The organism is Bradyrhizobium sp. USDA 4461 (assembly GCF_054055655.1).
The window spans coordinates 3,670,043-3,696,751 of record NZ_JBSRXM010000001.1 but is presented as its reverse complement, the minus strand read 5'-3'; the positions used below and the strand labels follow the sequence as shown (position 1 = coordinate 3,696,751).

Here is a 26,709-nt window from a genome sequence, read left to right as displayed (position 1 = left end):
CAGCCCAATCCTCCAACGTCGCCAGCGCCACGCCGGACACGATGGCGTGGGACTCCCGCGCCCGGCGCGTGGTGATGATCTATCTGCCGCTCGCCTGCTTCATCCTGATCCTGCTGTTCCCGTTCTACTGGATGGCGATCACCTCGTTCAAACCGAACGCCGAGCTCCTGAACTACAAGGAGCACAACCCGTTCTGGATCACCTCGCCGACGCTCGCGCATGTCAAGCATCTGTTGTTCGACACCTCGTATCCGCGCTGGCTGAAGACCACCATGCTGGTGGCGATCGGCTCGACCTTCCTGTCGCTGTTCGCTTCCACGCTCGCCGCCTATGCGATCGAGCGGCTGCGCTTCCGCGGCAGCCCCTATGTCGGGCTCGGCATCTACCTTGCCTATCTGGTGCCGCCGTCGATCCTGTTCATTCCGCTCGCCACCGTGATCGTGCAGTTCGGCCTGTTCGATTCGCCGCTCGCGCTGATCCTGGTCTATCCGACCTTCCTGGTGCCGTTCTGCACCTGGCTCTTGATCGGCTATTTCAAGTCGATCCCCTATGAGCTCGAGGAATGCGCGCTGGTCGACGGCGCGACGCGGCTGCAGATCCTGTGGCGGATCACGCTGCCGCTCGCGGTGCCGGGCCTGATCTCGGCCGGCATCTTCTCCTTCACGCTGTCCTGGAACGAGTTCATCTACGCGCTCGCCTTCATCCAGAGCGGCGCCAACAAGACCGTGCCGGTCGCGATCCTGACCGAGCTCGTCACCGGCGACGTCTACCAATGGGGCGCACTGATGGCCGGCTCCCTGCTCGGCTCGCTGCCGGTCGCGCTGTTCTACTCTCTGTTCGTCGACTACTACGTGTCGTCGCTGACGGGGGCGGTGAAGGAGTAGCAGGGAATTTGAGCAATTGGGTCACGCCGTGACGCCCTTGGAGCGCTCGGTCATCAGCACCTCGAAGCCTTCGAACCTGGGATGGTCGAGATAGAGGCTGCCGCCGGTCTCGTTGCCGGCGCGGGAATGGGCACGGCGGAACGCTTCCGATTTGGTCCAGTCCTCGAACGTCGTCCTGCTGGACCACACGGTGTGAGTGGCATACAGCGTGTGGTCCTCAGCCGCCGGCCCCTTGACCAAGTGAAACTCGATGAAGCCCGGAACATCGCCAAGATGGGAATCCCGCGTGCTCCAGACCGTTCTCGAACGCCTCCTCCCTGCCCCTGATCACTTGAAACCGGTTCATTGCGATGAACATGAATGGGTTCTCCTGTTAAGCGGCGGACATCCGCGAGTGATCCGCCGGTTGATCCCGTTGATATCATGGATGGCTCAAGGCCGCGCTGGGAAACCAGCCTCACGGAGACCGGCACAAGGTCGGGCATGACGGAGGAAGGCGACGTAACGCCGCAAGCCTTATCCCGCCGCAACACGCGTCATTCACAAAACTGTCAGCCGGTTGTAACAGGCGGCTCGGAGAACACCGCATCGTTTATCCTTTGGGAGATCAACCATGCGCCTGTCGCTGCTCTGCTCCGTCGCCTCGCTCCTGCTCGCCACCTCGGCGTTGGCGCAGAGCGAGGGTGAATTCCCGGCAACCTGGCGGGACATGTGGTGATGCCGGCGGAGAGCTTCATCGACGCGCCGGCCGACGCCCCGAACGATTTGAAGACCTCGGGCAAGTACACCACCGGCAAGCGCGTCGACGACATCGGCACCGTGATGGGCAAGTCCTACGAGCGGCCGACCGGCGTGTCGCTGCCGTTCAAGGGCCAGCCGCTGCAGGGCCACTCCGGCATCAAGGCGATGCCCGACGGCTCGTTCTGGGTGATCACCGACAACGGCATGGGCTCGCGCTACAACTCGGCGGACTCGATGCTGTATCTGAACCGCTACAAGATGGATTGGGCCGGCGGCAAGATCGAGCGCCAGGAGACCGTATTCCTGCACGATCCCAACAAGAAGGTGCCGTTCCGCATCGTGCATGAGGACACCGCCAAGCGTTATCTGACCGGCGCCGACTTCGACACCGAAGGATTCCAGATCATCAACGATACATTCTGGATCGGCGACGAGTTCGGGCCCTACATCCTGAAGGCCGACAAGACCGGCAAGATCCTCGCGGTGTTCGAGACGGTCGCGGACGGCAAGCCGGTGCGCTCGCCGGATCACTGGGCGGTGCAGTCGCCCCGGCGCGCCCGGCGCCACCTACAGCAACGTCAATCTGCGCCGCTCCAAGGGCTATGAAGGCTTCGCCTCCTCCAAGGACGGCAAGTTCCTCTATGGCCTGCTCGAGGGACCGCTGTGGGATGCCGACAAGAAGGACTGGGAGAAGGTCGATGGCAAGGAAGCCTCGCGCATCCTCGAATTCGACGTCGCGGCGGAGAAGTTCACCGGCCGCTATTGGCAGTATGTGTTCGAGCAGAACGGCAACGCGATCGGCGACTTCAACATGATCGACCCGACGCAGGGCCTGGTGATCGAGCGCGACAATGGCGAAGGCACCGCCGACAAGGCCTGCCCGCAAGGCCAGCGCGGCGAGACCTGCTTCCCCGACCTCGCCAAGTTCAAGCGCGTCTACAAGATCGAGCTGTCCGACGCCAATGTCGGCAAGCCCGTGCGCAAGATCGCCTATATCGACCTCCTGAAGATTCGCGATCCGAACAAGAAGGCGCGCAAGCCGCTGAACGACGGCGTCTACACCTTCCCATTCTTCACCATCGAGAACGTCGACCGCGTCGACGACACCCACATCATCGTCGGCAACGACAACAACCTGCCGTTCTCCTCGAGCCGCGATCCGAACAAGGCCGATGACGACGAGTTCGTGCTGCTTGAGGTCGGCGACTTCCTGAAGGCGAAGTAATGCACTTCTCGCCACAAATAACGGCGTCGTCGCCCGGTTCAACCGGGCGACCCAGTATTCCAGAGGCGCTCGAGTTCAACAGATAAGCCGCGGCGTACTGGATGCCCCGCTCAAGGCGGGGCATGACAGCGAATTTGGGGAAGCCGGGTCCGATCCAGCTTGGATTGGCTAACGCATGGCTTCTGGCCTCGCCCATTCCCAACGGTTGTTCTACAATTGCGCTTCTATCAAAACGCTAGATGATGATAGCCTCGACCGATACTTGAATCGCTTCGGGGCAAATCATGAATGAGAAATCCGCTTTAACCTATATTGAGGCCCTGATCGCCGCGGGCTTCATTGCGTGCCTGACCTGGGACCAGAGCTGGGGTCTGCCGCCGCCGTGCATCGCCTTGATGCTCGGCGTGATCGTCTGCTTTGCCTATCTGTGCCTGATGCGCTGGTTGGTGCGGCTTCATCAGAACACCTATCAGGTCGTGGCGACGATCCTGGCTCTTGCATGGGCCGCGCTGGCCTATTGCGCAACAGGCGCGCTGCAGGAGGGATTTGCCAACCAGATCCCCGGTACGCTGCTGATGCATCTATGGCCCTGGATTGCGGCGATCGCCGCGTTCCTGGGAGCGCTCGCCAGCAAGGTGCGCTTCATGGACGATGCCCGCGACTATGTGCTCGGCCGCCGCGCGCACTGGGATAACCAGCAATGGCTGGAGGAGAATGCCGGCTTCTAGCCGGCGTTCTCGCGGCAAGGCGCGTCATTCCTTCTTCGCCCGATAGTCCGATCTCAGGCTTTTGCTTTTGGCAAACTGATGCCCGAGATCGGGATTTGTCATCGCCGCGAGATGCAGATCAGCCCGCCGGCACCATCACGACGCCCTTGTCCTTGGGCCAGCGCATCCGCCAGGCGAAGTTGATATCACGGACCTCACCGGCCTTGGCCTCGAACGCCCATTCCAGCACGCCGCGCTTGTCGCGCAGATTGGTGGTCGTCGCAGCCGTCGACGACGGGAGCAGCTCGACCACGATATCGTCGTTCTCGCTGACCGGGAGCTGATCCTGGATCGCGACCTTGATCGGGAAGTCGTGGCCGTTGCGAACCGTGGTCTTGAACGCGCGCTCGTCGGTCTTCGATGTGGTGACGATCAGGCCGGCCGAGCCCTCGTTGCGTTTCACCACCGTGCGCTCGATCTTGACCTTGTCATCGGCGCCGAAGCCGAGCCGCACGGTCTCGTCCTTGGCGGCGCTCGCCATCCGGCTGCGGCCGACAAAGATGCCGTCGCGATAGATCGCGACCTGGCCCGGCAGCAGCGGCGCGTCGTCGGTCTGCACGAAGCTCGCCTCCAGGAACGCGGTCGGATCCAGCACAGGCACCGCACGCACCGCGAGATCGGGGGTGATGGTCGCGGTCGAGATGCGCAGGCTCTTTGCTCCCTCATTGGCGGCAACGCTGACGCGGCCGGGAATCCTGAAGCTGGCCTGGAAGGCGCTGGCTTGGGCAGCCGCTTCCTGCTCCTCGGCCTTCTTGAACAGATGCTGCTCCATCGAAGGCGCAGCCGGTGCGGGCATCAGTGCCGAGGGCTGTTGCACGCTGTCAAACGCTCGGCCAGCCGCCAGCGGTCGCGGCGGCTGCGGATACTGCACGATCAGCGAGCGGAGGTCGGGCGCATTGCCGCCGCGGGCGACGCGTACGGTGGAGACGTCGAGCGCGACATTCGACCAGTCCTCGCCGGTCGACTGGGTGATCTCGGCGCGGCGCACCAGTTCGATTGCGGGCTTGCGGTCCTTGGCGCCGGTGTCGAGCCGGGCGTCATAGATCGGCGTCCAGCGCGCGTTGGGAACCGCATAGGTGACCCGCAGCGTGGCCCTGGTCGCCGCCGCTGATGCCAGCTCGATGCGGACCTCGAGCTTGCTCGGCGGCTTGGCGGCGCGATCGGCCTCAAGGCGCGCGATCTCGCGATCGATATCGCGCTGCTTGCGCGTGGCGTCGCGGATCGCGTTGTCGGCGGTTGCGACCTCGTCCCCAACCGCAGAGAACGCAGCACGCCATTCGCTCACCGGGCGCGCCTCGCCCTTCTCGCCGATGCCGACCGGCGCGGCCTCGGCGAAATGCTCGGCGAATTTGCGCCGCGCCTCCGCCGACGTGATCATCCCCTGCAAATCCTCGCGCTGGTCGCGCAGCGCCTCGATCCGCTTGTCGATCTCGGGCAGGTTCGCCGGCTCCGCCGGGCGTGGTGGCCGCGCGTCGATCGCCCCGATCGTGAGCTTCGCTCCACCCTCGCCCTCGACCCGCAGCGAGGACGGATCGAGCCCGAGCGGGAAATCCTTCGCGACCAGCGTGTTGTCGCCGGCGGGCAGATCCATCGTGATGACGCGGGTGACGCTCGCGCCGTCGGGATAGACGGTGACGGCATCGACCTGCGAAGCCGCGTCGAGATTGGCCGCATGCAGCGGCCCGGCAACCAGCGCTCCCGCCAGCACCAGGCTGGTGGTGACGAGATAATTCGCAATCCTTGACATGACATCCCTCCGGAAAAACGCACATCGCGCGCGATGAACGGCCGCCGAACTCATTGGCGCGCCGTTTCTCGTGGTGAGACGCAGCGAGGAAGGGACTGGTTCGATTGAGGTTTCGCTGCGGCGCGACGATGGCGCTGCCGCGGCTGCAGAATGGCGCGGCGATGTCTTTCGGGTGTTAGCGACCTGTCCGGCGCCGGATGAACAGAACATTCGGCACGAAACCGGCAAGCGTGATCGCGATCATGATCCACCAGCCGCGATGAAACGCCGCGATCCGCTCGGTCATCGTGGCGGGGCTAGCCAGGATCGCGACAAAGATCGCGACGCCGATCGCCAGCGCCGCCTGCCGGATCATGTTGATCACGCCGGAGCCGGTGGCGAACGACGACGGCGGCAGCGAACCGGCGCCGACGCCCATCAGGGTCGGAAACGTCAGCCCGACGCCGACACCGGTGAACATCATACCGACCACGAAGGCAGGCATGTTGGGCTGTGCATCGAGCAGCGTTGCCCAGATCATAAGACCGCCCGCGAACGACATGATGCCGGCGGACACCACGGCCGCCGCGCCAAATCGCGCGATCAGGCGACCGGCAAACAACAGCGAGGTGAACGGGACAAGCAACGGACCCGGCGCGATCGCAAGGCCGGTCTTCAGCGCCGACCACCCCCACACGGTTTGCTCCCACAGCGCCACCGACAGCAGCATCGCACCGAAAGCCGCCGAGTAAGGCGCCATGACCAACGTCGCCCCGGTAAACGGCCTGACTGCGAACAGCGCCGGGTTGACGAAGGGGTTCTGCGATCGGAGGCAGTGCCATGCGAAGGCGGCGAGCGAGAGGCCTGCGACGGCAAAGCCGAGCACGACGCCGCGCGAGCCCCAGCCCCAGTCATTCGCCTTCACGATGGCGAATGTCAGCGCGCCGATGCCGGAGGTCACCAGCAGCGCCGCCCACCAGCTCGGCCGCGGCACGTCGTGGCCAGGCACCTCGGGCAGTTTGAGCCAGCCGACGATCAGCGCCACCACGCCGATCGGGACATTGACGATGAAGATCCAGCGCCAGTCGAAAGTGACCAGCACGCCGCCGGCCAGCGGCCCCAATGCTGCGGCAAGGCCGCCGATCGCGGTCCAGGTGCGCACCGCGCCGGCGCGCTGCTCGGGCGGGAACGAGGCCAGCAGCAGGCCGATCGAGGTCGGCGTCATCAATGCGGCGCCGGCGGCCTGCGCCACGCGGAACAGGACCAGGAGCTCGACACTGGGTGCCAGCGCGCACGCTGCCGAGGCGGCCGTGAACAGCGCAACACCGAGCAGGAAGCTCAGATTGCGGCTGTGGCGCTCCGCCAGGCGGCCGAAAAACACCAGCAGTGCCGCATAGACGATCGCATAGGCATTCAGGATCCAGGACAAATCCTCCAGCGAGGCGCCGCGGAATTCCTGCGCGATGTTCGGCAGCCCGACATTGACGATGAACAGGTCGAGATTTGCCAGGCAGATTCCGACCGAGACGATTGCCAAAACCTGCCGCGGAGTTGCAGTCGCGGCGTGGGACCGCGGCCGTGCTTCGGGTCCGGCCGTCAGCCCGATGGTCTCCGCCTCGACCTCCGACATCACACCCTCCAGGTACGTGCATATGCATCTATTGCCATTAGGTGCATATGCATGTATCTGTCAAGCCCAGTTTGGAGGCAGCCAATGGCGAAGACGGAAGCCACAAGGTGCAATCTCACGGCGTTGCGCAAGGCGACACGGCGGGTGTCGCAGCTCTATGATCAGGTCCTCGCGGCGTCGGGGCTGCGCGGCACCCAGCGGGCCATCCTGGTCCATGTCAGACGAACGGGCGCCCCGACGATGGGGGAGCTTGCCGCAGCTTTGGTGCTCGACCGCACGGCGCTCAATCACAACCTCAAGCCGCTCGCGCGCGACGGCCTGTTGACCATCACTGTTGACAAGAATGACCGCCGCAGCCGGCTGGTGCGGCTGACCAAACGCGGCGAAGCCAGACTTGCGGAGTCGCAGGCCGCCTGGCTTGAGGCGCAGGACCGCTTCGAGACGGCGTTCGGCGCCAGGCAGGCCGCCGATCTCAGGCAGACGCTCGAACTGGTCGCCGCGCTCGAATTCGGCGAACCCGCCGCGGATGTGCCGGCATCATGACGGGCCTCAAATGAAAGCGGCCCGGCGATACCGCCGGGCCGCTCGTTCGCACGCGATCGTGTCGAAGCGCGCTTAGCTGTAGATCTCGAACAGGCCGGCGCCGCCCTGGCCGCCACCGATGCACATGGTCACGACGCCCCACTTGGCCTTGCGGCGACGGCCTTCCTGCAGCAGATGGCCGGTGAGCCGGGCACCGGTCATGCCGAACGGATGGCCGATCGCGATCGAGCCGCCATTGACGTTGTACTTCTCGGGATCGATGCCGAGCTGGTCGCGCGAATAGAGGCACTGGCTGGCGAAGGCCTCGTTGAGCTCCCAGAGGTCGATGTCATCGACCTTCAGGCCATGGCGCTTCAGGAGCTTCGGCACGGCGAACACCGGACCGATGCCCATCTCGTCGGGCTCGCAGCCGGCCGAGGCCCAGGCGACGAAACGGCCGAGCGGGTTGAGGCCACGCTTCTCGGCATCCTTGGCTTCCATCAGCACCACGGCGGCGGCGCCGTCGGAGAGCTGGCTGGCATTGCCGGCGGTAACGAACTTGCCCGGGCCCTTGACCGGCTCGAGCTTGGCGAGGCCCTCCAGCGTGGTCTCGGGGCGATTGCACTCGTCGCGATCGACCACGTAGTCGACGATCGACTCGGCCTTGGTCGCCTTGTCGACCACCTTCATCTTGGTCTTCATCGGGACGATTTCGTCCTTGAACTTGTTGGCCTGCTGCGCGGCCGCCATGCGGCGCTGCGACTCCAGCGAATACTCGTCCTGGTATTCGCGGCTGAGCTTGTAGCGCTCGGCGACGATGTCGGCGGTGTCGATCATCGCCATGAAGATGTCGGGTGCCGTCTTCAGCAGATCCGGGTCGATCGATTCCTTCGGCGAGCCGCCGCCGGGAATCGAGATGCTCTCGACGCCGCCGGCGACGATGCAATCGGAGCCGTCCGAACGAATCGAGTTGGCGGCCATCGCGATGGTCTGCAGGCCCGACGAGCAGAAGCGGTTCACCGAGACACCGGCGGTCGACTTCGGCAGGCCGGCGAGCAGCGCCGCCTGGCGGCCGATGTTCGGGGCGCCATGCGCGCAATTGCCGAGATAGCAGTCCTCGACATACTCCTTGTCGACGCCGGCGCGGTCGACCGCGTGCTTGATGGCGTGCGCGGCGAGCGACATCGGCGGGGTGATGTTGAATCCGCCGCGGCCGGATTTCGCCAGGCCGGTGCGCGCGTAGGAAACGATGACAGCTTCACGCATTGTTTTCTCCCTCTGAGATGACGGTCATTGTGGCGTGTCGTGGCCCGTTCGTACACATTTTTCGACGGGCGCAACAGCAATACCGGAGGCTCCGGAACGACAAACGCCGCCTCCGGGGCCGGAGACGGCGTCATGTTCCGCAGATCGGAATTTGGACGTACCTGAGCGGTATCTTCGTTCGTCACGCCCGGACGCTTCCAGGCGATGACAAGACCGTTCGAACAGTGTTTAAAACGTCAGCGCCTTGAGAACGTCAGCGCCTCAGAACGTCAGCGCCTTGGCCTGCTTCACCTGCGGCAGCGCCTGCACCTTGTTCAGCAGCTCCGCCGGCACCGCACCGTCGACCTCGACCAGCGCGATGGCGTCGCCGCCCTGCTTGACGCGGCCGAGATGGAAGGTCGCGATATTGATCTTCGCATCACCCAACAGGCTCGCGAATGCGCCGATGAAGCCCGGCTTGTCCTCGTTGGTGACATAGATCATCGATTTGCCGAACTCGGCGTCGACCCGGATGCCCTTGATGTCGACGAGGCGCGGCTTGCCGTCGGCATACACGGTGCCGGACACCGAACGCTCCTGGCGCTCGGTGGTGACGGTAACCGTGATCAGGCTTTCATAGTCGCTCTGCGCGGCGCGGACGACCTCGTCCACCACCATGCCACGCTCCTTGGCGACGACCGGCGCCGAGACCACGTTGACCTCGCCCAGCATCGGCCGCAGCAGGCCGGACAGCACCGCCGAGGTGATCGCCTTGATCTTCATCTCGGCGACGTGGCCCTCATAGGTGATCGTGGTCTTGAGGATGCCGCTCTCCGTCAACTGGCCGGCGAACGAGCCGAGCTTCTCGGCGAGCTCGATGAACGGCTTCAGCTTCGGCGCCTCTTCCGCCGTGATCGACGGGAAGTTGACCGCGTTCGAGATCGCGCCCGACAACAGATAGTCCGACATCTGCTCGGCGACCTGCAGCGCGACGTTCTCCTGCGCTTCCGTGGTGGAGGCGCCGAGATGCGGGGTGCAGATCACGTTGGGATGGCCGAACAGCACGTTGGTCGTCGCCGGCTCCTCGACGAACACGTCGAAGGCGGCGCCCGCGACATGCTTGGAATTGAGCGCATCGACCAGCGCCTGCTCGTCGACCAGGCCGCCGCGGGCGCAGTTGATGATGCGCACGCCCTTCTTCATCTTGGCGATCGCGGCCGCGTCGATGACGTTGCGGGTCTTGTCTGTCAGCGGCGTATGCAGCGTGATGAAATCGGCGCGCTTCAAGAGATCGTCGAGCTCGACCTTCTCGACACCGATGTCCTTGGCGCGCTCCGGCGACAGGAACGGGTCGAACGCGATCACCTTCATGCGCAGGCCGAGCGCGCGGTCGGCGACGATCGAGCCGATATTGCCGCAGCCGATCACCCCCAGCGTCTTCGCCGTAATCTCGACGCCCATGAAGCGGTTCTTCTCCCACTTGCCGGCCTGGGTCGAGGCGTCGGCCTGCGGGATCTCGCGCGCCAGCGCCAGCATCAGGGTGATGGCGTGCTCGGCGGTCGTGATCGAATTGCCGAACGGCGTGTTCATCACGATGATGCCCTTGGCGGTCGCGGCCGGAATCTCGACATTGTCGACGCCGATGCCGGCGCGGCCGATCACCTTGAGCCTGGTCGCCTTCTCGATGATCTTGGCGGTCGCCTTGGTGGCCGAGCGGATCGCAAGGCCATCATAATTGCCGATGATCTCGGCGAGCTTGTCCTTGTCCTTGCCGAGGTTGGGCTGGAAGTCGACCTCGACGCCGCGATCCTTGAAGATCTGCACGGCGGCGGGCGACAGCGCGTCGGAAATCAGAACTTTGGGCTTCGTCATGTGACTGTTCCTCTGCCCTGCAGCGGGCGGGTCTCTTGGACCAATGTGGTGAAGTCTCTGATCACGTCTCCACTCCCCGTACTTGCAGGGAGAGGGTTGGGGTGAGGGCAGCCACAGGCGAGGAATAAGTCGAAAGGGCCCCTCGCCCGGATTGCTGCGCAATCCGACCTCTCCCCGTAAGAACGGGGAGAGGTGACAAGAGAAAACTCAGGCCGCCTTCGGCAGCGCGGCCTTGGTCTCGGCAAAGGCCCAGTCGATCCACTGCGTCAGCAGCTCGACGTCCTTGGCCTCGACGGTGGCGCCGCACCAGATGCGCAGGCCGGCCGGCGCATCGCGGTAGTACGCGAAGTCGAAGCCGGCATTCTCCTTCTCGACCAGCGCGACCAGCTTCTTGCAGAAGTCGGCCTGCGCGTCCGATGGAAGCGAGGTGATCGCGGGATCGGTGAACTTCAGGCACACCGAGGTGTTGGAGCGGATCGCGGCATCCTTGGCCAGGAAATCGATCCAGGGCGTCTTCGCCTTCCAGTCGGCAATCGCCTTGGTGTTGGCGTCGGCGCGCGCGATCAGGGCCTTCAGGCCGCCGATCGACTTCGCCCAGTTCAGCGCATCGAGATAGTCCTCGACGCACAGCATCGACGGCGTGTTGATGGTCTCGCCTTCGAAGACGCCCTGGTTGAGCTTGCCGCCCTTGGTGAGTCGGAAGATTTTCGGCAGCGGCCAGGCCGGCTTGTAGGTCTCGAGCCGTTCCACCGCGCGCGGCGACAGGATCAGCATGCCGTGCGCGGCTTCGCCGCCGAGTGCCTTCTGCCAGGAGAAGGTGACGACGTCGAGCTTGGCGAAATCGAGCGGCTGCGCGAAGGCGGCCGAGGTTGCGTCGCAGATCGTCAGGCCTTCACGGTCCGCGCTGATCCAGTCGGCGTTCGGCACGCGCACGCCCGAGGTGGTGCCGTTCCAGGTGAAGACGACGTCCGACTTGGGATCGACCTTGGAAAGATCGGGGATTTCACCGTAAGCCGCGTTCAGCTTGGTGACATCCTTCAGCTTCAATTCCTTGACGATGTCGCTGACCCAGCCTTCGCCGAAGGATTCCCAGGCGAGCGTGGTGACCGGCCGCGCACCGAGCAGCGACCACAGCGCCATCTCGACCGCGCCGGTGTCCGACGCCGGCACGATGCCGATCTTGTAGTCGGCAGGTACCTCAAGCACCTCGCGCGTCAGTTCGATCGCGAGCTTGAGTTTGGTCTTGCCAACCTTCGCACGATGCGAGCGGCCGAGGGCGGCGTCCTTGAGATTGTTGGGGTTCCAGCCGGGGCGCTTGGCGCAGGGGCCGGAGGAAAAATGCGGCACGTTGGGCCGCGAAGCGGGCTTCGCTGCAGTCATAATCTACCCTTCCAGATAGCTGCCTCTCGGTGGGGAGAGGTTTCCCGCCGCCGGGGATATTGGAAAGGGGCCAGAACGTCAAGGAAGTTCGGACTTGTCCGGAACAATCGCGCGATCACGGCTGATTGATGGGGCGTCCCCGACCTGCTGCACCGTCTCCTGGTCGAGCAAATCCGCCGCCAGAGTCATGATCTTAACCGCCCTGCGCCGGCTCGATATTCTCAAAATGCGCTTATCGCCGGCCTGCACGATGTACTCGTTGCCGACCCGCACGATCGAATATTCCGACATTCCAATCCCCAGTTGCCCGCGCCCCGTGGGAGACGTCCGACATACCGGACTCGTTCCGCCCCGTAAAATCACGGAGGCCGGCTTAGTTTACCGGCTGTTAACCGGATCGCCGAGCGGCGGCTACCGCAGGCATTGCCTTGTGTGCGGCACAACTTCGCGCGCGGATATCACAAGCGAAGCGTCATGCCGACATGACTGCGCGCAAACCCAAGCCGCTCATAGAAGCGCTGCGCATCGACGCGGGTGTGATGCGTCAACAGTTCGACGAGCATGCAGCCTTGCGCCCGCGCCTCCGCGACCGCCCACTGCACCAGTTTCTCGCCGATGCCGCGGCTGCGGCAATGCTTTGCGACACGGACATCCTCGAGCAGACCGCGCGAAGAGCCCTGCGAGCTGATGCCCGGCAGCACCGCGAGTTGCAGGCAGCCGACGACGGCACCCTCCCCGTCGACGGCGACGACGAGCTGCAAATTGGCATCGCGCTCGACCCGCGCGAAGGCGTCGTAATAGCATTGCGGCAGCGGATCCTCGATCCGCTCGCGCGCACTGCCGAGCGGATCGTCCGCCAGCATGCCGACGATGGCGGCGACGTCCTCGCGGCGCGCGCGGCGGATCGTGATCGACGAGGGTTCGGTCATGGCGGCATTCACCTGCGATCAGCGGACCGGCGGCAGCGCGAGCACATGCTCGGCATCCGCGATCCAGCGGCGGATCGTGGGGTAGCCCTCGAGCGCGAGGCCGCCGTCCTCCGCCATCCGCGTATAGGCAAGCAGCGACACGTCGGCGAGCGAGAATTGATCTCCGACCAGGAATTGCGCACCAGCAAGATGCCGCTCCAGATGATCGAGCGCCCCATAGCCGCGCTTGATGAGGTTCGGATCGATCTCGGAGACAGGCTTGCCGAGATAGACGGCCTGAAAACGGCAAACCGCGACGTAGGGCTCGTGGCTGTTCTGCTCCCAGAACATCCAGCCATCCATCTGCGCCGCGCGATAGGGATCGCCGGGAATCAGATCGCTGCCGCGCGCGAGATAGCGGATGATGGCGTTGGACTGCGCCAGCGTGCGGCCGTCGTCCAGCTCCACCGTCGGCACCTGGCCCCAGCCGTTCAGCTTGAGGAATTCCGCGGTTCGGCTGCCGCCCTTCATGGTGTCGATCTCGACCCATGTGTACGGCAGCGCCAGCCTGTCGCACACCCATTTCACCTTCAGGCAATTGCCTGAATTGGCGTCGCTGTAGATTTTCATGCGAGGTCGCTCCGCTTGCGGAGCGATATCGGACCAGCCGCGCCATACGCTGTCAAGCTGCGCGGCTTTGTCTCAGAACTTGTAGCCAATCAGAACTTATAGCCAAGACCAGCGCGCACGCTGTTGAGCGAGATGCTGGTGTCCTTGATCGGCGAGAACTTCACGTATTCCCATTCGCCGCGCATGAACAAGCCGCCCCACAGGCAGTATTCGAAACCAAGGCCGGCGGTCCAGCCTGCCACGAAGGCGTTGGTCTTCTGCTCGCTGGCGGTCTGCGACAGCGATGGGATCTGGGTGAACGACGTCGACACGATCGATGTCGTTTGGTTTCCGAACGCATCGGTGGTCGTCGCGGTCACGTCGTCACGCAGCACCACATTGGTGGACACCGAACGCGACACGTCCATGCGCCCGACCGCAAGGCCGCCGAACATGTAAGGCAGGAAACCGTCGAACGCCCAGCCCGCGCGGCCGCGGAACGTGATCACGTCCTTGATCGTCGCGGCGGCAGCGCCATCCAGCGACGTGTTGTAGGTGTAGGTGTGATTGGGCGGCGCGGCCGAGCCCGGTGGGCTCACGATCGCGAGCGCCATCGACCCTTTCGACGAGCTCGAGATCCTGTTCATGTAATTGTAGTTGGCCTCGACGCCGAACACGACATCTTCCCACTGCCAGTTGCGGCCAACGAAGGCGCCGAAATTGGTGCCCTGCGCGGTGTTCTTGTTCAACAGCGTCCATGCCGATGTCGGCTGCGCAAGCACGCTGTTGCGGAAGATGAAGTTGGTCAGCGACACGATGCTGTTGTCGAAGTTCATGTCCGCGGCCGAGTAGCCGACCTGGCCGCCGGCGTACCAGCCCTCCCAGTTCCTCGTGGGCGCCGGTTCGGCCGGAATACTGCCGCGCAGGAAATCGGGCATGTCGGCCGCATGCGCGCCGGTCACTGCCCCGAACATCATCGCCGCCAGCAAGAACCTACGCATCGCAACGCTCCAATCCACTCACCGAATGCGCGCTGATCATCGCCTGTTAACCTTAACCAATCGTTGTCGCCGACGGATTTCGAGCACGCAAGTTGCAGAACTTCGCGAGGACGAGACGCAAAGCAAAAACGGCGCGGGATGATCCCGCGCCGTTGCAATCGTTAACCGTGAAGGGCCGAAATTAAGCCTTATCAGCCCTTGCGGATCAGCGGGGGCGGCGGCGGCGGAGGCGGCACGTCGCAGCACGGCAGGTTGAAGCGCACGCCGAGCTTGACGTCCTGCGAGGTCATGTCGCGGTACTGGAAGCTCGAAGGCCCGGTCGGCGTGTTGTCGAAGAAGTGACCCTGGCCCTGCCCGACGGTGCCCATGTCGAGGTAGCGATAGGCCAGTTCAACCGTGAAGTTGTTGGTGACCTTGTAGGCGACACCGGCATGCAGCGCCCAGGCGAAGTTGGTCTTGGTCGCACCGTCGGCGATGTAGGAGCTGGTCAGGCCGGACCCGCTCGGGAACGTCGCATTGTCGGAGAAGGCCGAGGTCTTGAGCACGGCGGCACCGACACCGGCACCGATGAACGGGGTCAAGCAACCCCAGGTGCCGAGATCGGCGTAGACGTTGACGAGGCCGACCCAGCTCTGGACGCCGCCATGATAGGTGTCGGCCAGCGAGCTCGGCCCGGGGAACGTGAAGAAGTCGGTGCCGTTGAAGCTCACCTTCGAGCGATACTCACCGGTGATGTCGGCGCGGAACCAGCTGTTGAACTGATAGCCGACGCCGAGGCCGAACAGCATGCCGCTGTCGAAACCGTGGCCGTACTGGTTGAACGCGGTGCCGGCCGGCAGCGTGTCGTAGGCGTTGACGTGCAGCTTGGCCTGGGTGTTGGTCATGCCGATATCGCCGCGCAGATACCATCCGCCGAAATCCTGGACCGGCGGGGGAGCATACGCCATCGGGGGCGGCGGCATGATGGGCATGTCGGCGGCGAACGCCGCCGAGGACAACAGAGATGCCGCTCCTGCGGCAATCAGGGTCTTTACGCTACGCATTGGCTTCGTCCTTTTGGGCCAAGTGAGGCGACACGAAAGCCCCACGTCTGAAACTCACGGGCGGACGATGGCAGCAAATGTTTAAGCGGCACTTAACCCTAATTTTTAAGGTTGATTTTCTCTCACCTATTTCCGTGGCTGTTGCTTATGGGTCCATAAATGCGCGCGCGTGCCGTGAAAAATGGCGACCTCGCCACAAGTGCTAATGAAGCGTTGACGCAAGGCGCGCCGTTTGCGGCGCACGCAAGCCGGGCTCGTTAGCGAATGCTTAATCGGGGCGAAGCGTACGCCCCCGCCGCCGGGAGGCTCAGCGAACCGCCTTCGGCATCTTCGGCAGGAACACCGCGAGCAGGCCGATCGCCGGCAGGAAGGCGCACAGCTGATAGACGAAGGCGATTGAGGTGTGGTCGGCGAGCTTGCCGAGCACGGCAGCGCCGAGACCACCGATCCCGAACGCAACGCCGAAGAACACGCCGGAGATCATGCCGAAGCGATGCGGCATCAGTTCCTGCGCAAACACGATGATCGCCGATGTCGCCGACGAGATGATCACGCCGATCACCACCGTGAGCACGGCGCTGGCGAACAGTCCGGCGTAGGGCAGCGCCAGCGTGAACGGCAGCGCGCCGAGGATCGAGAACCAGATCACGTATTTGCGGCCGAAGCGGTCGCCGAGCGGCCCGCCGATGAACGCGCCCGCGGCGTTGGCGGCAAGGAAGATGAAGAGATAAAGCTGCGCGGCCTGGGTCGAGACGCCGAACCTGTCGATCAGATAGAAGATGTAGTAGCTCGACAGGCTCGAGACGTAGAGCTGCTTGGAGAACAGCAGCGCGACCAGCACGATGAGCGCGATCATCACGCGCCGCTGATCCGGATGGTCCGGATGCCGCGCGATGGCCGTAGCCTTCTTGCCTGCGATCTGCGGCTTGTACCAGACGCCGATGCGCCACAGGATCACGATGGCGAGGAACGCGATCGAGGAGAACCAGGCGATCGAGGGCTGGCCGAACGGCACCACGATCAACGCGGCGAGCACAGGCCCCATCGAGGTGCCGAAGCTGCCGCCGAGTTGGAACACCGATTGCGCGAAGCCGTAACGTCCGCCGGACGCCAGCCGCGCGATGCGCGAGGATTCCGGGTGGAACACCGCTGAGCCGAGACCGACCAGCGACGCCGCGATCAGGATGATCCCGTAACCATGGGCGACGCTGAGCAGCAGCAGCCCGAAGAAGGTGAAGCCCATGCCGATCGACAGCGAGAACGGCTGCGCCTTCTTGTCGGTGAAGTGCCCGACCAGCGGCTGCAGCAGCGACGCCGTAAATTGAAACGCCAGCGTGATCATGCCGATCTGCGCGAAGTCGAGCGCGTAATTGTCCTTCAGGATCGGGTAGACCGAGGCGATCAGGGACTGCATCGTGTCGTTGAGGAAGTGCGAGAAGCTGATGCCGGCAAGCACGACATAGGCCGGCCCGGCGGCGGCCACTTTCGTGGCCTGCGCAGAGGTCAGTTCGGCGACCTCCACCGGTTCGCCCAGTGCCTGTTCGCTCACGACGGGTTTGTTCACTGCAGCATTCCCGGATAGTTTCGCAAAAATACCTCCGCGTCGTACGACGCGAAGGTGAGCCGGACCAGTTGCGTTAGCCGATGGCAGCGATGCGCTGTGGGCTCCGCAACAACAGTGCGGCCTCCCGTCATCCTGAGGAGCGGCCACTTGGCCGCGTCTCGAAGGATGAATCGGCCACCGGCCGGGCCGTGCATCCTTCGAGACGCGCGCAAGGGCGCGCTCCTCAGGACGACGGATCACGAGCTGATGCGGCCGGACGCCCTTACGCCGCCGCGGCGTGGCCGAGGGCGCTGACGATGTTGTCGACCACCTCTTCCACCAGGATGCGGTCGTCGCCCTCGCCCATCACCCGGATGACGGGCTCGGTGCCGGAGGGACGGATCAACAGGCGGCCATGGCCGTTGAGGCGCTTCTCGCCGTCGGTGATCGCGGACTTGACCTCGGCATCGTCGAGCGGCTTGCCGCTGCGATAGCGCACGTTCTTCAGGATCTGCGGCAATGGTTCGAAACGCCGGCAGATCTCCGACACCGGGCGGCGCAGCTTCTGCACCACGGCCAGCACCTGCAGCGCCGCGACGAAGCCGTCGCCGGTGGTCGAATAGTCCGACATGATGATGTGGCCCGACGGCTCGCCGCCGAGATTGTAGCCGCCGCTCAGCATCTGCTCGAGCACATAGCGGTCGCCGACCGGCGTGCGGACCATCGAAAGCCCGATGCTTTGCAGGAAGCGCTCCAGCCCGAGATTGGACATCACGGTCGTGACGATGCCGGGCTTGGCGAGACGCCCCTCTTCCTTCCAGCTCTGCGCGATCACCGCGAGCAGCTGGTCGCCGTCGACGATGTGGCCGCGCTCGTCGACCAGGATGACGCGATCGGCGTCGCCGTCGAGCGCGATGCCGATATCGGCGCGCATCTCGCGCACCTTGCGCGACAGCGCTTCCGGCGAGGTGGAGCCGCATTCCTTGTTGATGTTGAAGCCGTCGGGCTCGACCCCGATCGGCACCACGTCGGCGCCCAGCTCCCACAGCGCCTCCGGCACCACCTTGTAGGCCGCGCCATTGGCGCAATCGACCACGACGCGCAGGCCGTCGAGCGAAAGATCGCGCGGCAGCGTGCGCTTGGCGAATTCGATGTAGCGGTCATGGACGCCGTCGATGCGGCGGGCGCGGCCGAGGCTCGCGCTCTGCGCCAGGCGGCGATCGAGCGATTCGTCGAGCAGTTGCTCGATCTGCTTCTCGACATCGTCGGAGAGCTTGAAGCCCTGCGGGCCGAACAGCTTGATGCCGTTGTCCTCGAACAGATTATGCGACGCCGAGATCATGACGCCGAGATCGGCGCGCATCGACTTGGTCAGCATCGCGATCGCCGGCGTCGGCATCGGGCCGACCAGCAGCACGTCCATGCCGACCGAGGTGAAGCCCGCGACCATGGCGTATTCGATCATGTAGCCGGACAGCCGCGTGTCCTTGCCGATCACGACGCGATGGCGATGGTCGCCACGCTGAAACACCAACCCTGCGGCCTGCCCCACCTTGAGCGCGAGCTCCGGCGTGATCAGCCCATTGGCGCGGCCCCGAATTCCATCGGTCCCGAAATATTTGCGGCTCATGATACCCCCAAGGTGGACCTCTCGAACCACCCGGCGAGAGCGTCCCGAACGCCTACCAGTGTAGCGTGCATCGGCCTTATAGACTGCCAGGCGCTAAAATGACTTCAAAAAATATGATGAATCATTACCGCGGCCGAACCGCCTCTTTCGACCTTAAGGCACTGAAAATATATCATTATTTCTCTTTCGGCAATCCCCGGGAAGGCGCGCTGTCCCCTACCCTTTGCCGTCGCGCTTGACGTGCCGGTCGCCCTTGGTGGGGGCCGGCTGGGTGACATTGACGGGATCGGAACCAGGAAACGTCTCCTCAAGCCCCTCTTCCAGGGCCTCGTCGAGCCGGCGCTTTTCGGCGCTGTCGTCTGCCTTCGGCTTGGAGCCTGATTGCGTCATCGCACTCTCCCATCCGTCTCCGATTTGGCAGGCCACCCAACCATGTTAGATGACGGCAAGACCGAACAGCTGCAAGGCTGATTACCGGGACTCGTTACATAGAACTTGCGACATAGAAGAAGGGCCGGGAACGTCCATGAAGCACATTACCTGCATCGAAGACCTGCGCCAGCTGCACAAGCGCCGGGTGCCGAAGGCGTTTTTCGACTATGCGGATCGCGGCTCCTACACCGAGGATACGCTGCGCGCCAATTCCGAGGACCTGCAGCAGATCAAGTTCCGCCAGCGCATCCTGGTCGACGTCTCCAGGCGCAGCCTCGCGACCACCATCCTCGGCGAGCCCTCGGCGATGCCGCTGATCCTGGCGCCGGTCGGCCTGCTCGGCATGCAGCATGGCGACGGCGAGATTTACGCCTGCCGCGCCGCGCAGGCGGCCGGCATTCCCTTCACCCAGAGCACGATGTCGATCTGCTCGATCGAGGACATCGCAGCCGCCGTCGACAAGCCGTTCTGGTTCCAGCTCTACGTCATGAAGGACCGCGGCTTCATCAAGTCGCTGATCGAGCGGGCGATCGCAGCCAAGTGCTCGGCGCTGGTGCTGACGGTCGACCTCCAGGTGATCGGCCAGCGCCACCAGGACATCAAGAACGGCATGACGGTGCCGCCGGAATGGTCGCTGTCGAAGCTGATCGACTTCGCGACCAAGCCGGCCTGGGTGTCCGGCGTACTGCAAGGCAAGCGCCGCACCTTCGGCAACATCGCCGGTCACGTCAAAGGCATGGACGACATCGTCAAGCTGTCGGAATGGACCGCGTCGCAATTCGACACCACGCTGAACTGGAAGGATATCGACTGGATCCGCAGCATCTGGCCGGGCAAGCTGATCCTTAAAGGGATTCTCGACGTCGAGGACGCCGAACTCGCCGCCAAGAGCGGCGCGCAGGCGATCGTGGTCTCCAACCATGGCGGCCGCCAGCTCGACGGCGCACCGTCCTCGATCGAGGTGCTGCCGGAGATCGTCGACGAGGTCGGCTCCAAGCTCGAGATCATGTTCGACGGCGGCATCCGCACCGGCATGGACGTCATGCGCGCGCTCGCGCTCGGCGCCAAATCCTGCATGATCGGCCGCGCCTATGCCTACGGCCTCGGCGCCGGCGGCCAGGCCGGCGTCGCCAAGGCGCTCGACATCCTCGGCAAGGAGCTCACCACCACGATGGGCCTGTGCGGCATCAACACCATCGCCGAGATCGACGACAAGGTGCTGGCGGTTTAGGGACAGCTCTCCCTTCCCTTCTCCCCTTGTGGGAGAAGGTGGCGCGGATGAAATCCGCGACGGATGAGGGGTCTCTATCCGCGGAGACAGACCCCTCACCCCGCTTCGCTTCGCGAAGCGACCCTCTCCCACAAGGGGAGAGGGTGAAAGAGCAAACCTCACATCGGCGGCGCAATTCCATCGCGGCCGACATTGACGCGGTTGGCTTCCAGCGTGCCGTCGTCCTTCTTCACCGCGCCGAAGATGATGATCTTGGCGCCCGGCTTCAGCTCCGACTTGTCGCCGGAGACGAAGGTGACGACCGGGGTACCCGGCGGCACCACGACCTTCTTCTCACCGTCCTTGTATTTCACCGTGATGTTCTGACCGTCGGTGCCCTTCACGGTCTCGGCGACGGTGGCGTTGGTCATGGTCGAGTTGGCGCGCAGATCCCACGGGCGGAAGCCCTCGGCGGCGCCGCGCTGGTTCTCCGGGAAGATGTGAACCGCGATCGCCTTCTGCGTTCCGTCGGGCTCGGGCATCGCGGTGACGCCGATATAGGAACCGGGCTTGATCTCCGACAGATCGGTCTTGGCAACGCCGAACACCGCGACATTGTCCGTCGTCCGCACCTTCATGTCGGCACCGTCGCGCGACTTGATCGACAGCATGGCGCCGTCGACGGCCTCGATGGTGCCGCGAATGCGCACCGTCGGCGGCTGCTGTGCGGAGGCGACGGAAGCAAAGGCAACGACAAGCATTGCGGCGAAGAGCGGCAATTTCGACATGGTGTCCCTCATGGGTTGGCTGGCGAATCAGGGAACACCGGGGAGTTGGTGGTATTCCGTGCAAGCCACAACTCCGCGCGGGAGCGGCGGCTCGCAGGACAACTACGCACGGGACCGGCGGCCCGTTACTGCGGTAACGGACAGGTGATGCTGCGCAGCCGTCGCAGCCCGTCACATCGGCGGCGTGAGGCCGTCGCGGCCGACGCTGACGCGATCGGTCTCCAGCGAACCATCGGGCAATTTCTTCATGAAGGCGATGATCTTGGCACCGGCCTTCAGGTCGGCCTTGTCGCCAGGAACGTAGGTCACGACCGGCGTATCGGGTGGGACCTGGACCGTCTTCTCGCCGTCCTTGTACTTGACCTGCAATGTATGACCGTCATTGCTGACCACGGATTGCGCGACGGTCGCATTGGTCATGCTGCTGTTCGGCTTCAGATCGTAGGGGCGCGAGCCTTCGCCGGTGCCGCGCATGTTCTCCGGGAAGACATGCACCTCGACCGCCTTCGGCGTGCCGTCGGGGCCGGGCACGGTGGTGGTGCCGATGAAGGAACCGACCTTGATGTCGGACAACGCGATCTTGCTGAGACCGAGCACCACCATATTGCCCGTCATATGCAGCTTGACCTCTTCGCCGCTGCGCGACTTCACCGCCAGCGTATCGCCGTCGACGCTTTCGACGGTTCCGCGCACGCGGGTCGGCGTCGGCGGCTGCTGCGCGAGCGCGTAGAGCGTGGATGCCGTCACCATCGCAAGCGCAATGAACGGACGAACGAGATGGAAACGGCGGGCAGTCATGCTTGATCTCCGGGAGGGAACGCGGGGGGACTAACACGAGACCCCGCCCCGGAGACGCTATTCCAGGCCTCAAGTCTTTGTGAGATCGGCTTCGACGATCGCACGCAATTCCGGCGTGACCTGCGGGCGCTGCCCGAACCACAATTCGAAACCGCGCACCGCCTGGTGCAGCAGCATGCCGAGCCCGTCGGCCGTCTTGAGGCCGCGTGCCTGCGCGGCGGCCAGCAGCGGCGTCACCAGCGGCACATAGACAATATCAGAAACAACCGCGCCCTGGGCCAACAGCCCGACATCGATCTCGAGCGCCGGCTGGCCGTGCATGCCGAGCGACGTCGTGTTGACGAGCAGGCCTGAGCGCGGCAGCAGCTCACCGACCTTGTCCCAGGTCGTGGGATGAACACGCGCGCCATATAGTTCTGCCAGCGCGCGGGCGCGATCGATGCTGCGGTTGACCAGATGGACGCGCGCGATGCCGCGCTCGATCAGGCCGAACACCACCGCGCGCGACGCACCGCCGGCCCCTAACACCAGCGCGTCCTCGGTCTGGTCCCAGCCGGGCGCACAGGCGTCGAGATTGTTGATGAAGCCTTCGACATCGGTGTTGGTCGAGCGCAACTCGCCGTCGGCAAACCAAAGCGTGTTGGCGGCACCGACCGCGCGGGCGCGCTCATCCGGCGCCGTCAGCGCCAGCGCGTGTTCCTTGTGCGGAATGGTGACGTTGGCACCGACGAAGCCGCGCAACGACAGGCGGAACAGGAAATCCTTGAAATCCTCCGGCGGCACCGCCTCGATCACGTAGCCGCCCTCGAGGCCGAGCGTGCGCAGCCAGTAATGATGGATCAGCGGCGAGCGGGAATGCGCCGCCGGCCAGCCGATCAGGCATGCGGCGCGGGTCTTGGTTGCGGAGGTCATGACCGTGACATCGGCCAAGGCGGGCGCGCTGTCAATCCGTCCGCTTCGCGGTTGCGGCAACCAGCGCGCTGAGGGCGAACGCGGTGGCCGCGGCGAACCAGATCGCACCGAGATTGATCCAGTGGTAGGCCAATGCGCCGGTGAGCGCGCCCGCGACCAGCGCCGCCCACAGCAGGACGTTCGGCAGCCAGGCCCGGGGCGCGCCGCCGGTCAATGCGGCTGCGATGAGCTGACCGGCCTTGATCAACGCTCCGGTGACATAGGTCAGGCCGAGCCCGGCCCCGCCTTCAAGCTGGAACACCGCGTTCTCAAGCCCCATCGCCAGCACGATGGCCGCGACCGCAGCATTCGGCAGGCCGTAGGCATAGGCCAAGGCCGCTGCCGTCAGCAGCAGCCCCTCGCCGAACAGGATCACCGGCTGCCGATGCGCGATGCGGCTGAGCACGACGAGGCTGCCGGCCGCAGCCCCCGCGACGAACAGCACGATCAGCGCCAGCGCCTCCATCGCGTGCTGCCAATGCCCCTCGGCCAAGGTCACGCCGAGCCGCGTCGAGTTGCCGCTCATGAAGGAGACGAACAGCCCGCCGAGATGCAGATAGCCGATGCCGTCGACATAGCCGGCCAGCGCGCTGAGCGCACAGGCCAGCGCCAGGTTGCGGCGGGATTCAAGCATGGGGGCGGAAATCGCTGCCTTTGTTCAGAGCGACAATGTTCATGAAACCGATCGGCTTGGGAAGAGAAGGAAGAGAAGCCCCCCTCCCCGTCATTCCGGGGCGATGCGACAGCATCGAACCTCAGATGCGCAATTGCGCATCGGGGAATCTCGAGATTCCGGATTCGCTCGCTGACGCGAGCGCTCCGGAATGACGGTAATATCACGCCGCGTCGCGATGCGCGGCGATGATCTGGTCGGCGGCGCGGCCCGTCACCTCGGCCATGCGGTCGAACTGACGGGTGAAGGTGCCGGCGCCTGCGGTCGCCGAGCGCAGCTCGACGATGAGGTCGCCGATCTCGGATTCCGGCATCGTGGCGCGAACGCAGTCCCAGCCGCTCCAGCCCTCGCGGGTATCGAAGCCGAGGATCTGGCCGCGGCGCGCCGACAGGATCGCGTTGATCTTGGCGGTCGCATCGGTCGGACAGACGATCTCGACCATGTGAATCGGTTCCAGCAGCACCGGTTGGCACTGCGGCAGCCCTTCGCTGACGCCGATCCGCGCCGCGGTGCGGAACGCGAGATCGGAGGAGTCGACGCTGTGATAGGAGCCGTCGGTCAGCGTGACGTCGACGTCGATCACCGGGAAGCCGAGCGGTCCCCGCGCCAGCGCGTCAACGACGCCCTCCTCCACCGCACCGATATAATTGCGCGGCACCGCGCCGCCGACCACCTTCTCGTGGAATTCGAAGCCGCTTCCGCGCGGCTTCGGCTTGATGTCGAGCACCACGTCGCCGAACTGACCGTGGCCGCCGGACTGCTTCTTGTGCCGGCCGCGCTGGGTGATGGCTTTGCGGATGGTCTCCTGATAGCCGATCGCCGGCGGATGCGATTTGACGTTGACGCCGTAGCGGTCCTTCAGCCGCTCCTGCGCGACGCGCAGATGCATCTCGCCCTGTCCCCACAGCACGGTGTCGTGGGTGCGCGGGTTCTGGATCATGGTCAGCGAGGGATCCTCCTCATTCAGCCGCAGCAGCGCCTGGCCGAGCTTGACGTCGTCCTTGCGGTCGATCGCGGCGATCGAGATCGACAGCACCGCCGCCGCCGGTTCGACCTTGACCAGCGATGCCGGCGCCGTCTTGCCGCTCGAGACCGTATCGCCGGTCTTGATCGCATCGAGCTTGCCGAGCGCAACCGTGTCGCCGGTCTCGGCCTGCGGCCGCTTGCTGTCATGCGCGCCGGAGACCGCGAGGATGCCGGAGACCCGTCCGCTCTCGCCGGATGAGGATTGCAACGTCGCACCGTCGTCGAGCCGGCCCGCCAGCACGCGCGCCAGCGACAGCTTGCCGCCGTGCTGCAAATGCACGGTCTTGAACACATAGGCCAGCGCGTCCTTCTGATCCTTGACGCCGAGCCGGCTGGCGGTCTCGGCGACGCCGGGCGCTTCGTGACGCAGCGCCTTCATCAAGCGAAGCACGCCGTTCTCGCGGCTCGCGGCACCCAGCAGCACCGGACAGATCAGCCCTTCGCGCAGTTCGCGGGCGAGATCGTCGAACACGGCATCGCGCGGCGGCTGGATATCCTCCAGCAGCTGCTCCATCAGCGCGTCGTCGTGATCGGCGAGCTTCTCCAGCATCGAGAAGCGGGCTTCCTTCTCGCGGTCGAGATTGCCGCCCTCGAGCGCCATCACCTCCGACGGCTTGTGCTCGCGATAGACGAAGGCGCGCTCCAGCGCGAGATCGACAAAGCCCTCGATCAGATCGCCGTTCCAGATCGGGATCTGGCGCAGCACCAGCGGCACGCGCGACGCCGGCTGCAGCGTCGCAAGCGTCTCGCGGACGCGCTTGTTGGCGCGATCGATCTTGTTCAAAAACAGGAAACGGGGAATTGCGAGCTCCTCGAGCTCGCGCAGGATGATCTGCAGCTGCGGCAGCTTCTTCTCGTCAGCCTCGCAGACCACGACTGCGGCATCGACGGCCGGCAACGCGGCACGCATGTCGTGCGCGAATTCGATCGAGCCGGGGCAATCGATAAAGGTGTAAGTGTCCCCCATGAAGCTGGTGGTGGCGGCGGTCAGGCCTACGCCCATCTTGTGTTGGCGCGCCTCGGGGCTGGCATCGCCGACGGAGGTTCCGGCATCGACGCTGCCGCATGACTTGATGGCGCCGGTGCGCGCCAGGATAGCTTCCAGAAGTGTGGTTTTACCGCTTTGGAAAGGGCCCACCAGCGCGATGCACCGTGGACCTCGGGGACTTCTGACGTCTTGTCCCATTGCCGCCTCCTCGTTTTGGAGCTCGGCCCATGATTGGGTCGGCGACCGTTCATGCTCTGCCTGCGTTTGACTTTTGGCAAGCGGGAAAACGTCGCTGCGGTGCGGCGTCGCGCAGGTTTGCGATGGCGGAGCGAAGCGACGAAGCGCCCGGGATCGTTGCCGAAGAAGTCCGAGGCTTCTTCGGCGGATTGCAGAACGGTGTGCGGGATCAGAGCGTGATCCGGAAAAGCGCCAAGCGGTTTTCCCGCGACAAACGCGGAACGCGTCTGTGCGGAGATCATGCTTGGACGGCTTTAGCGGCCCGGACGCAGCTCCAGGCTTTCGAGGCCCGCGGCGACGTTGACGCCGACCTGACCCTGCACGCTGAGCGGCTGCAGGGCGATGGTGTTGTCGGAGCCGCCGACCAGCACGTTGCCGCCGACGCCGACACCGAGCGTCGCGCTGCCCTGTGCGCCGGCGTAATTGCCCGAGAGCGCACCCGGTCCGAGCCGTTCCACCGGTGCGTAGACGCCCCAGGCCAATGCCGACTCCTGCGTGATGCCGAGATCGATGCCGACCTTGTGGATGGTCGCGATGTAGCGATCCTCAGGCATGCCGTTGGCGCGCAGCACGCAGCCGAGGTTGGTCACGGAACCGACGATGAAGCCGATGCTCGCGCCACCGCGGCATTCCAGGACACCGACCTGCACGCGCTGGCTCGGCTGTTGGGCGTTGACGCCAACGATTGCGGTCAGCGTGGCGATGGCGGCACCGGCGAGGAGAGTGAAGCGACGCATGTTGCGGGGTCTCCGGCTGAGAGGCATGACGCGAGCAGAGAACAGAACGGCGCCGTGTCTGCGGCGCCGTTCGCATCCTATGCCATAACATCGAATGGTCAGCCAGAATTTGCGGTGCCCGGCCACCGATTGTTGGGGGATGT

General features: G+C 64.7%; 23 protein-coding genes and 2 pseudogenes. 5 read left to right on the top strand and 20 right to left on the bottom strand.

What is annotated here, in order from left to right:
* Positions 1-41: 41 nt before the first annotated feature.
* Positions 42-884: a carbohydrate ABC transporter permease gene (locus ACVINW_RS17305; protein ID WP_371818069.1), complete on the top strand. Its 843-nt coding sequence runs from the start codon at positions 42-44 to the stop codon at positions 882-884.
* 21 nt (positions 885-905) lie between these two features.
* Here ACVINW_RS17305 and ACVINW_RS17300 read toward each other — a convergent pair.
* Positions 906-1,242, bottom strand: a pseudogene (locus ACVINW_RS17300) (antibiotic biosynthesis monooxygenase family protein).
* 255 nt (positions 1,243-1,497) lie between these two features.
* Between ACVINW_RS17300 and ACVINW_RS17295 the strand changes: the two are divergent.
* Positions 1,498-2,850, top strand: a pseudogene (locus tag ACVINW_RS17295) (esterase-like activity of phytase family protein).
* A 284-nt stretch (positions 2,851-3,134) separates the two neighbouring features.
* Positions 3,135-3,578 (top strand): hypothetical protein, encoded by a 444-nt coding sequence (locus ACVINW_RS17290; protein ID WP_456752423.1) that lies wholly within the window; start codon positions 3,135-3,137, stop codon positions 3,576-3,578.
* A 118-nt stretch (positions 3,579-3,696) separates the two neighbouring features.
* Here the strand turns inward: ACVINW_RS17290 and ACVINW_RS17285 are convergent, their stop codons facing one another.
* Positions 3,697-5,364, bottom strand: coding sequence for a mucoidy inhibitor MuiA family protein (locus tag ACVINW_RS17285; protein WP_456752422.1), 1,668 nt, complete (start codon positions 5,362-5,364; stop codon positions 3,697-3,699).
* A gap of 175 nt (positions 5,365-5,539) precedes the next feature.
* Positions 5,540-6,973: an MFS transporter gene (locus ACVINW_RS17280; protein WP_456752421.1), complete on the bottom strand. Its 1,434-nt coding sequence runs from the start codon at positions 6,971-6,973 to the stop codon at positions 5,540-5,542.
* Positions 6,974-7,057: 84 nt separating this feature from the next.
* Between ACVINW_RS17280 and ACVINW_RS17275 the strand changes: the two genes are divergently transcribed.
* The gene (locus ACVINW_RS17275; protein ID WP_456752420.1) at positions 7,058-7,516 is read left to right on the top strand and encodes a MarR family winged helix-turn-helix transcriptional regulator; all 459 of its coding nucleotides are present in this window, start codon (positions 7,058-7,060) and stop codon (positions 7,514-7,516) included.
* Positions 7,517-7,588: 72 nt separating this feature from the next.
* Here ACVINW_RS17275 and ACVINW_RS17270 read toward each other — a convergent pair whose 3' ends face one another.
* The 11 genes from ACVINW_RS17270 to ACVINW_RS17220 form a co-directional block, all read right to left on the bottom strand.
* Complete coding sequence (locus tag ACVINW_RS17270) at positions 7,589-8,761, bottom strand: thiolase family protein (protein WP_050423239.1); 1,173 nt, start codon at positions 8,759-8,761, stop codon at positions 7,589-7,591.
* Positions 8,762-9,022: 261 nt separating this feature from the next.
* The gene (gene serA / locus ACVINW_RS17265; RefSeq protein WP_456752419.1) at positions 9,023-10,612 is read right to left on the bottom strand and encodes a phosphoglycerate dehydrogenase; all 1,590 of its coding nucleotides are present in this window, start codon (positions 10,610-10,612) and stop codon (positions 9,023-9,025) included.
* Between the two features lie 207 nt (positions 10,613-10,819).
* Positions 10,820-11,992, bottom strand: a complete 1,173-nt coding sequence (locus ACVINW_RS17260; protein ID WP_456752418.1) for a phosphoserine transaminase — start codon at positions 11,990-11,992, stop codon at positions 10,820-10,822.
* Between the two features lie 78 nt (positions 11,993-12,070).
* Positions 12,071-12,283 (bottom strand): hypothetical protein, encoded by a 213-nt coding sequence (locus tag ACVINW_RS17255; protein WP_456752417.1) that lies wholly within the window; start codon positions 12,281-12,283, stop codon positions 12,071-12,073.
* A 167-nt stretch (positions 12,284-12,450) separates the two neighbouring features.
* Positions 12,451-12,921, bottom strand: coding sequence for a GNAT family N-acetyltransferase (locus ACVINW_RS17250; RefSeq protein ID WP_456752416.1), 471 nt, complete (start codon positions 12,919-12,921; stop codon positions 12,451-12,453).
* Between the two features lie 18 nt (positions 12,922-12,939).
* The gene (locus ACVINW_RS17245) at positions 12,940-13,530 is read right to left on the bottom strand and encodes a glutathione S-transferase family protein (RefSeq protein ID WP_456752415.1); all 591 of its coding nucleotides are present in this window, start codon (positions 13,528-13,530) and stop codon (positions 12,940-12,942) included.
* A gap of 89 nt (positions 13,531-13,619) precedes the next feature.
* Positions 13,620-14,510 carry an outer membrane protein gene (locus ACVINW_RS17240; protein WP_456752414.1) on the bottom strand — a complete coding sequence of 297 codons (891 nt, stop codon included), beginning with the start codon at positions 14,508-14,510 and terminating at the stop codon, positions 13,620-13,622.
* 191 nt (positions 14,511-14,701) lie between these two features.
* The gene (locus ACVINW_RS17235; protein WP_456752413.1) at positions 14,702-15,553 is read right to left on the bottom strand and encodes an outer membrane protein; all 852 of its coding nucleotides are present in this window, start codon (positions 15,551-15,553) and stop codon (positions 14,702-14,704) included.
* Positions 15,554-15,860: 307 nt separating this feature from the next.
* Positions 15,861-17,117, bottom strand: a complete 1,257-nt coding sequence (locus tag ACVINW_RS17230; RefSeq protein WP_456752412.1) for an MFS transporter — start codon at positions 17,115-17,117, stop codon at positions 15,861-15,863.
* Between the two features lie 262 nt (positions 17,118-17,379).
* Entirely contained in the window at positions 17,380-18,726 is a 1,347-nt protein-coding gene (gene glmM, locus ACVINW_RS17225) for a phosphoglucosamine mutase (RefSeq protein ID WP_456752411.1), read from the bottom strand.
* A 216-nt stretch (positions 18,727-18,942) separates the two neighbouring features.
* On the bottom strand, positions 18,943-19,116 hold the full coding sequence (locus ACVINW_RS17220) for a hypothetical protein (RefSeq protein ID WP_456752410.1): 174 nt from the start codon (positions 19,114-19,116) through the stop codon (positions 18,943-18,945).
* A 136-nt stretch (positions 19,117-19,252) separates the two neighbouring features.
* Between ACVINW_RS17220 and ACVINW_RS17215 the strand changes: the two genes are divergently transcribed.
* Positions 19,253-20,389, top strand: a complete 1,137-nt coding sequence (locus ACVINW_RS17215) for an alpha-hydroxy acid oxidase (protein WP_456752409.1) — start codon at positions 19,253-19,255, stop codon at positions 20,387-20,389.
* 158 nt (positions 20,390-20,547) lie between these two features.
* On the opposite strand, the gene ACVINW_RS17210 is transcribed toward ACVINW_RS17215, so the two are convergent.
* The 6 genes from ACVINW_RS17210 to ACVINW_RS17185 all read right to left on the bottom strand — a co-directional run bounded on the left by ACVINW_RS17210 (position 20,548) and on the right by ACVINW_RS17185 (position 26,566).
* A complete protein-coding gene (locus ACVINW_RS17210; RefSeq protein WP_456752408.1) occupies positions 20,548-21,156 on the bottom strand; it encodes a hypothetical protein in 609 nt (202 codons plus the stop codon).
* Between the two features lie 171 nt (positions 21,157-21,327).
* Positions 21,328-21,906: a hypothetical protein gene (locus ACVINW_RS17205; RefSeq protein ID WP_456756419.1), complete on the bottom strand. Its 579-nt coding sequence runs from the start codon at positions 21,904-21,906 to the stop codon at positions 21,328-21,330.
* A gap of 117 nt (positions 21,907-22,023) precedes the next feature.
* Positions 22,024-22,866: a shikimate dehydrogenase gene (locus ACVINW_RS17200; RefSeq protein ID WP_456752407.1), complete on the bottom strand. Its 843-nt coding sequence runs from the start codon at positions 22,864-22,866 to the stop codon at positions 22,024-22,026.
* Positions 22,867-22,897: 31 nt separating this feature from the next.
* A complete protein-coding gene (locus ACVINW_RS17195) occupies positions 22,898-23,539 on the bottom strand; it encodes a YoaK family protein (protein ID WP_456752406.1) in 642 nt (213 codons plus the stop codon).
* A gap of 202 nt (positions 23,540-23,741) precedes the next feature.
* Positions 23,742-25,790: an elongation factor G gene (locus ACVINW_RS17190; protein WP_456752405.1), complete on the bottom strand. Its 2,049-nt coding sequence runs from the start codon at positions 25,788-25,790 to the stop codon at positions 23,742-23,744.
* 293 nt (positions 25,791-26,083) lie between these two features.
* Positions 26,084-26,566, bottom strand: a complete 483-nt coding sequence (locus ACVINW_RS17185; RefSeq protein WP_456752404.1) for a DUF992 domain-containing protein — start codon at positions 26,564-26,566, stop codon at positions 26,084-26,086.
* Between the last annotated feature and the right edge of the window lie 143 nt (positions 26,567-26,709).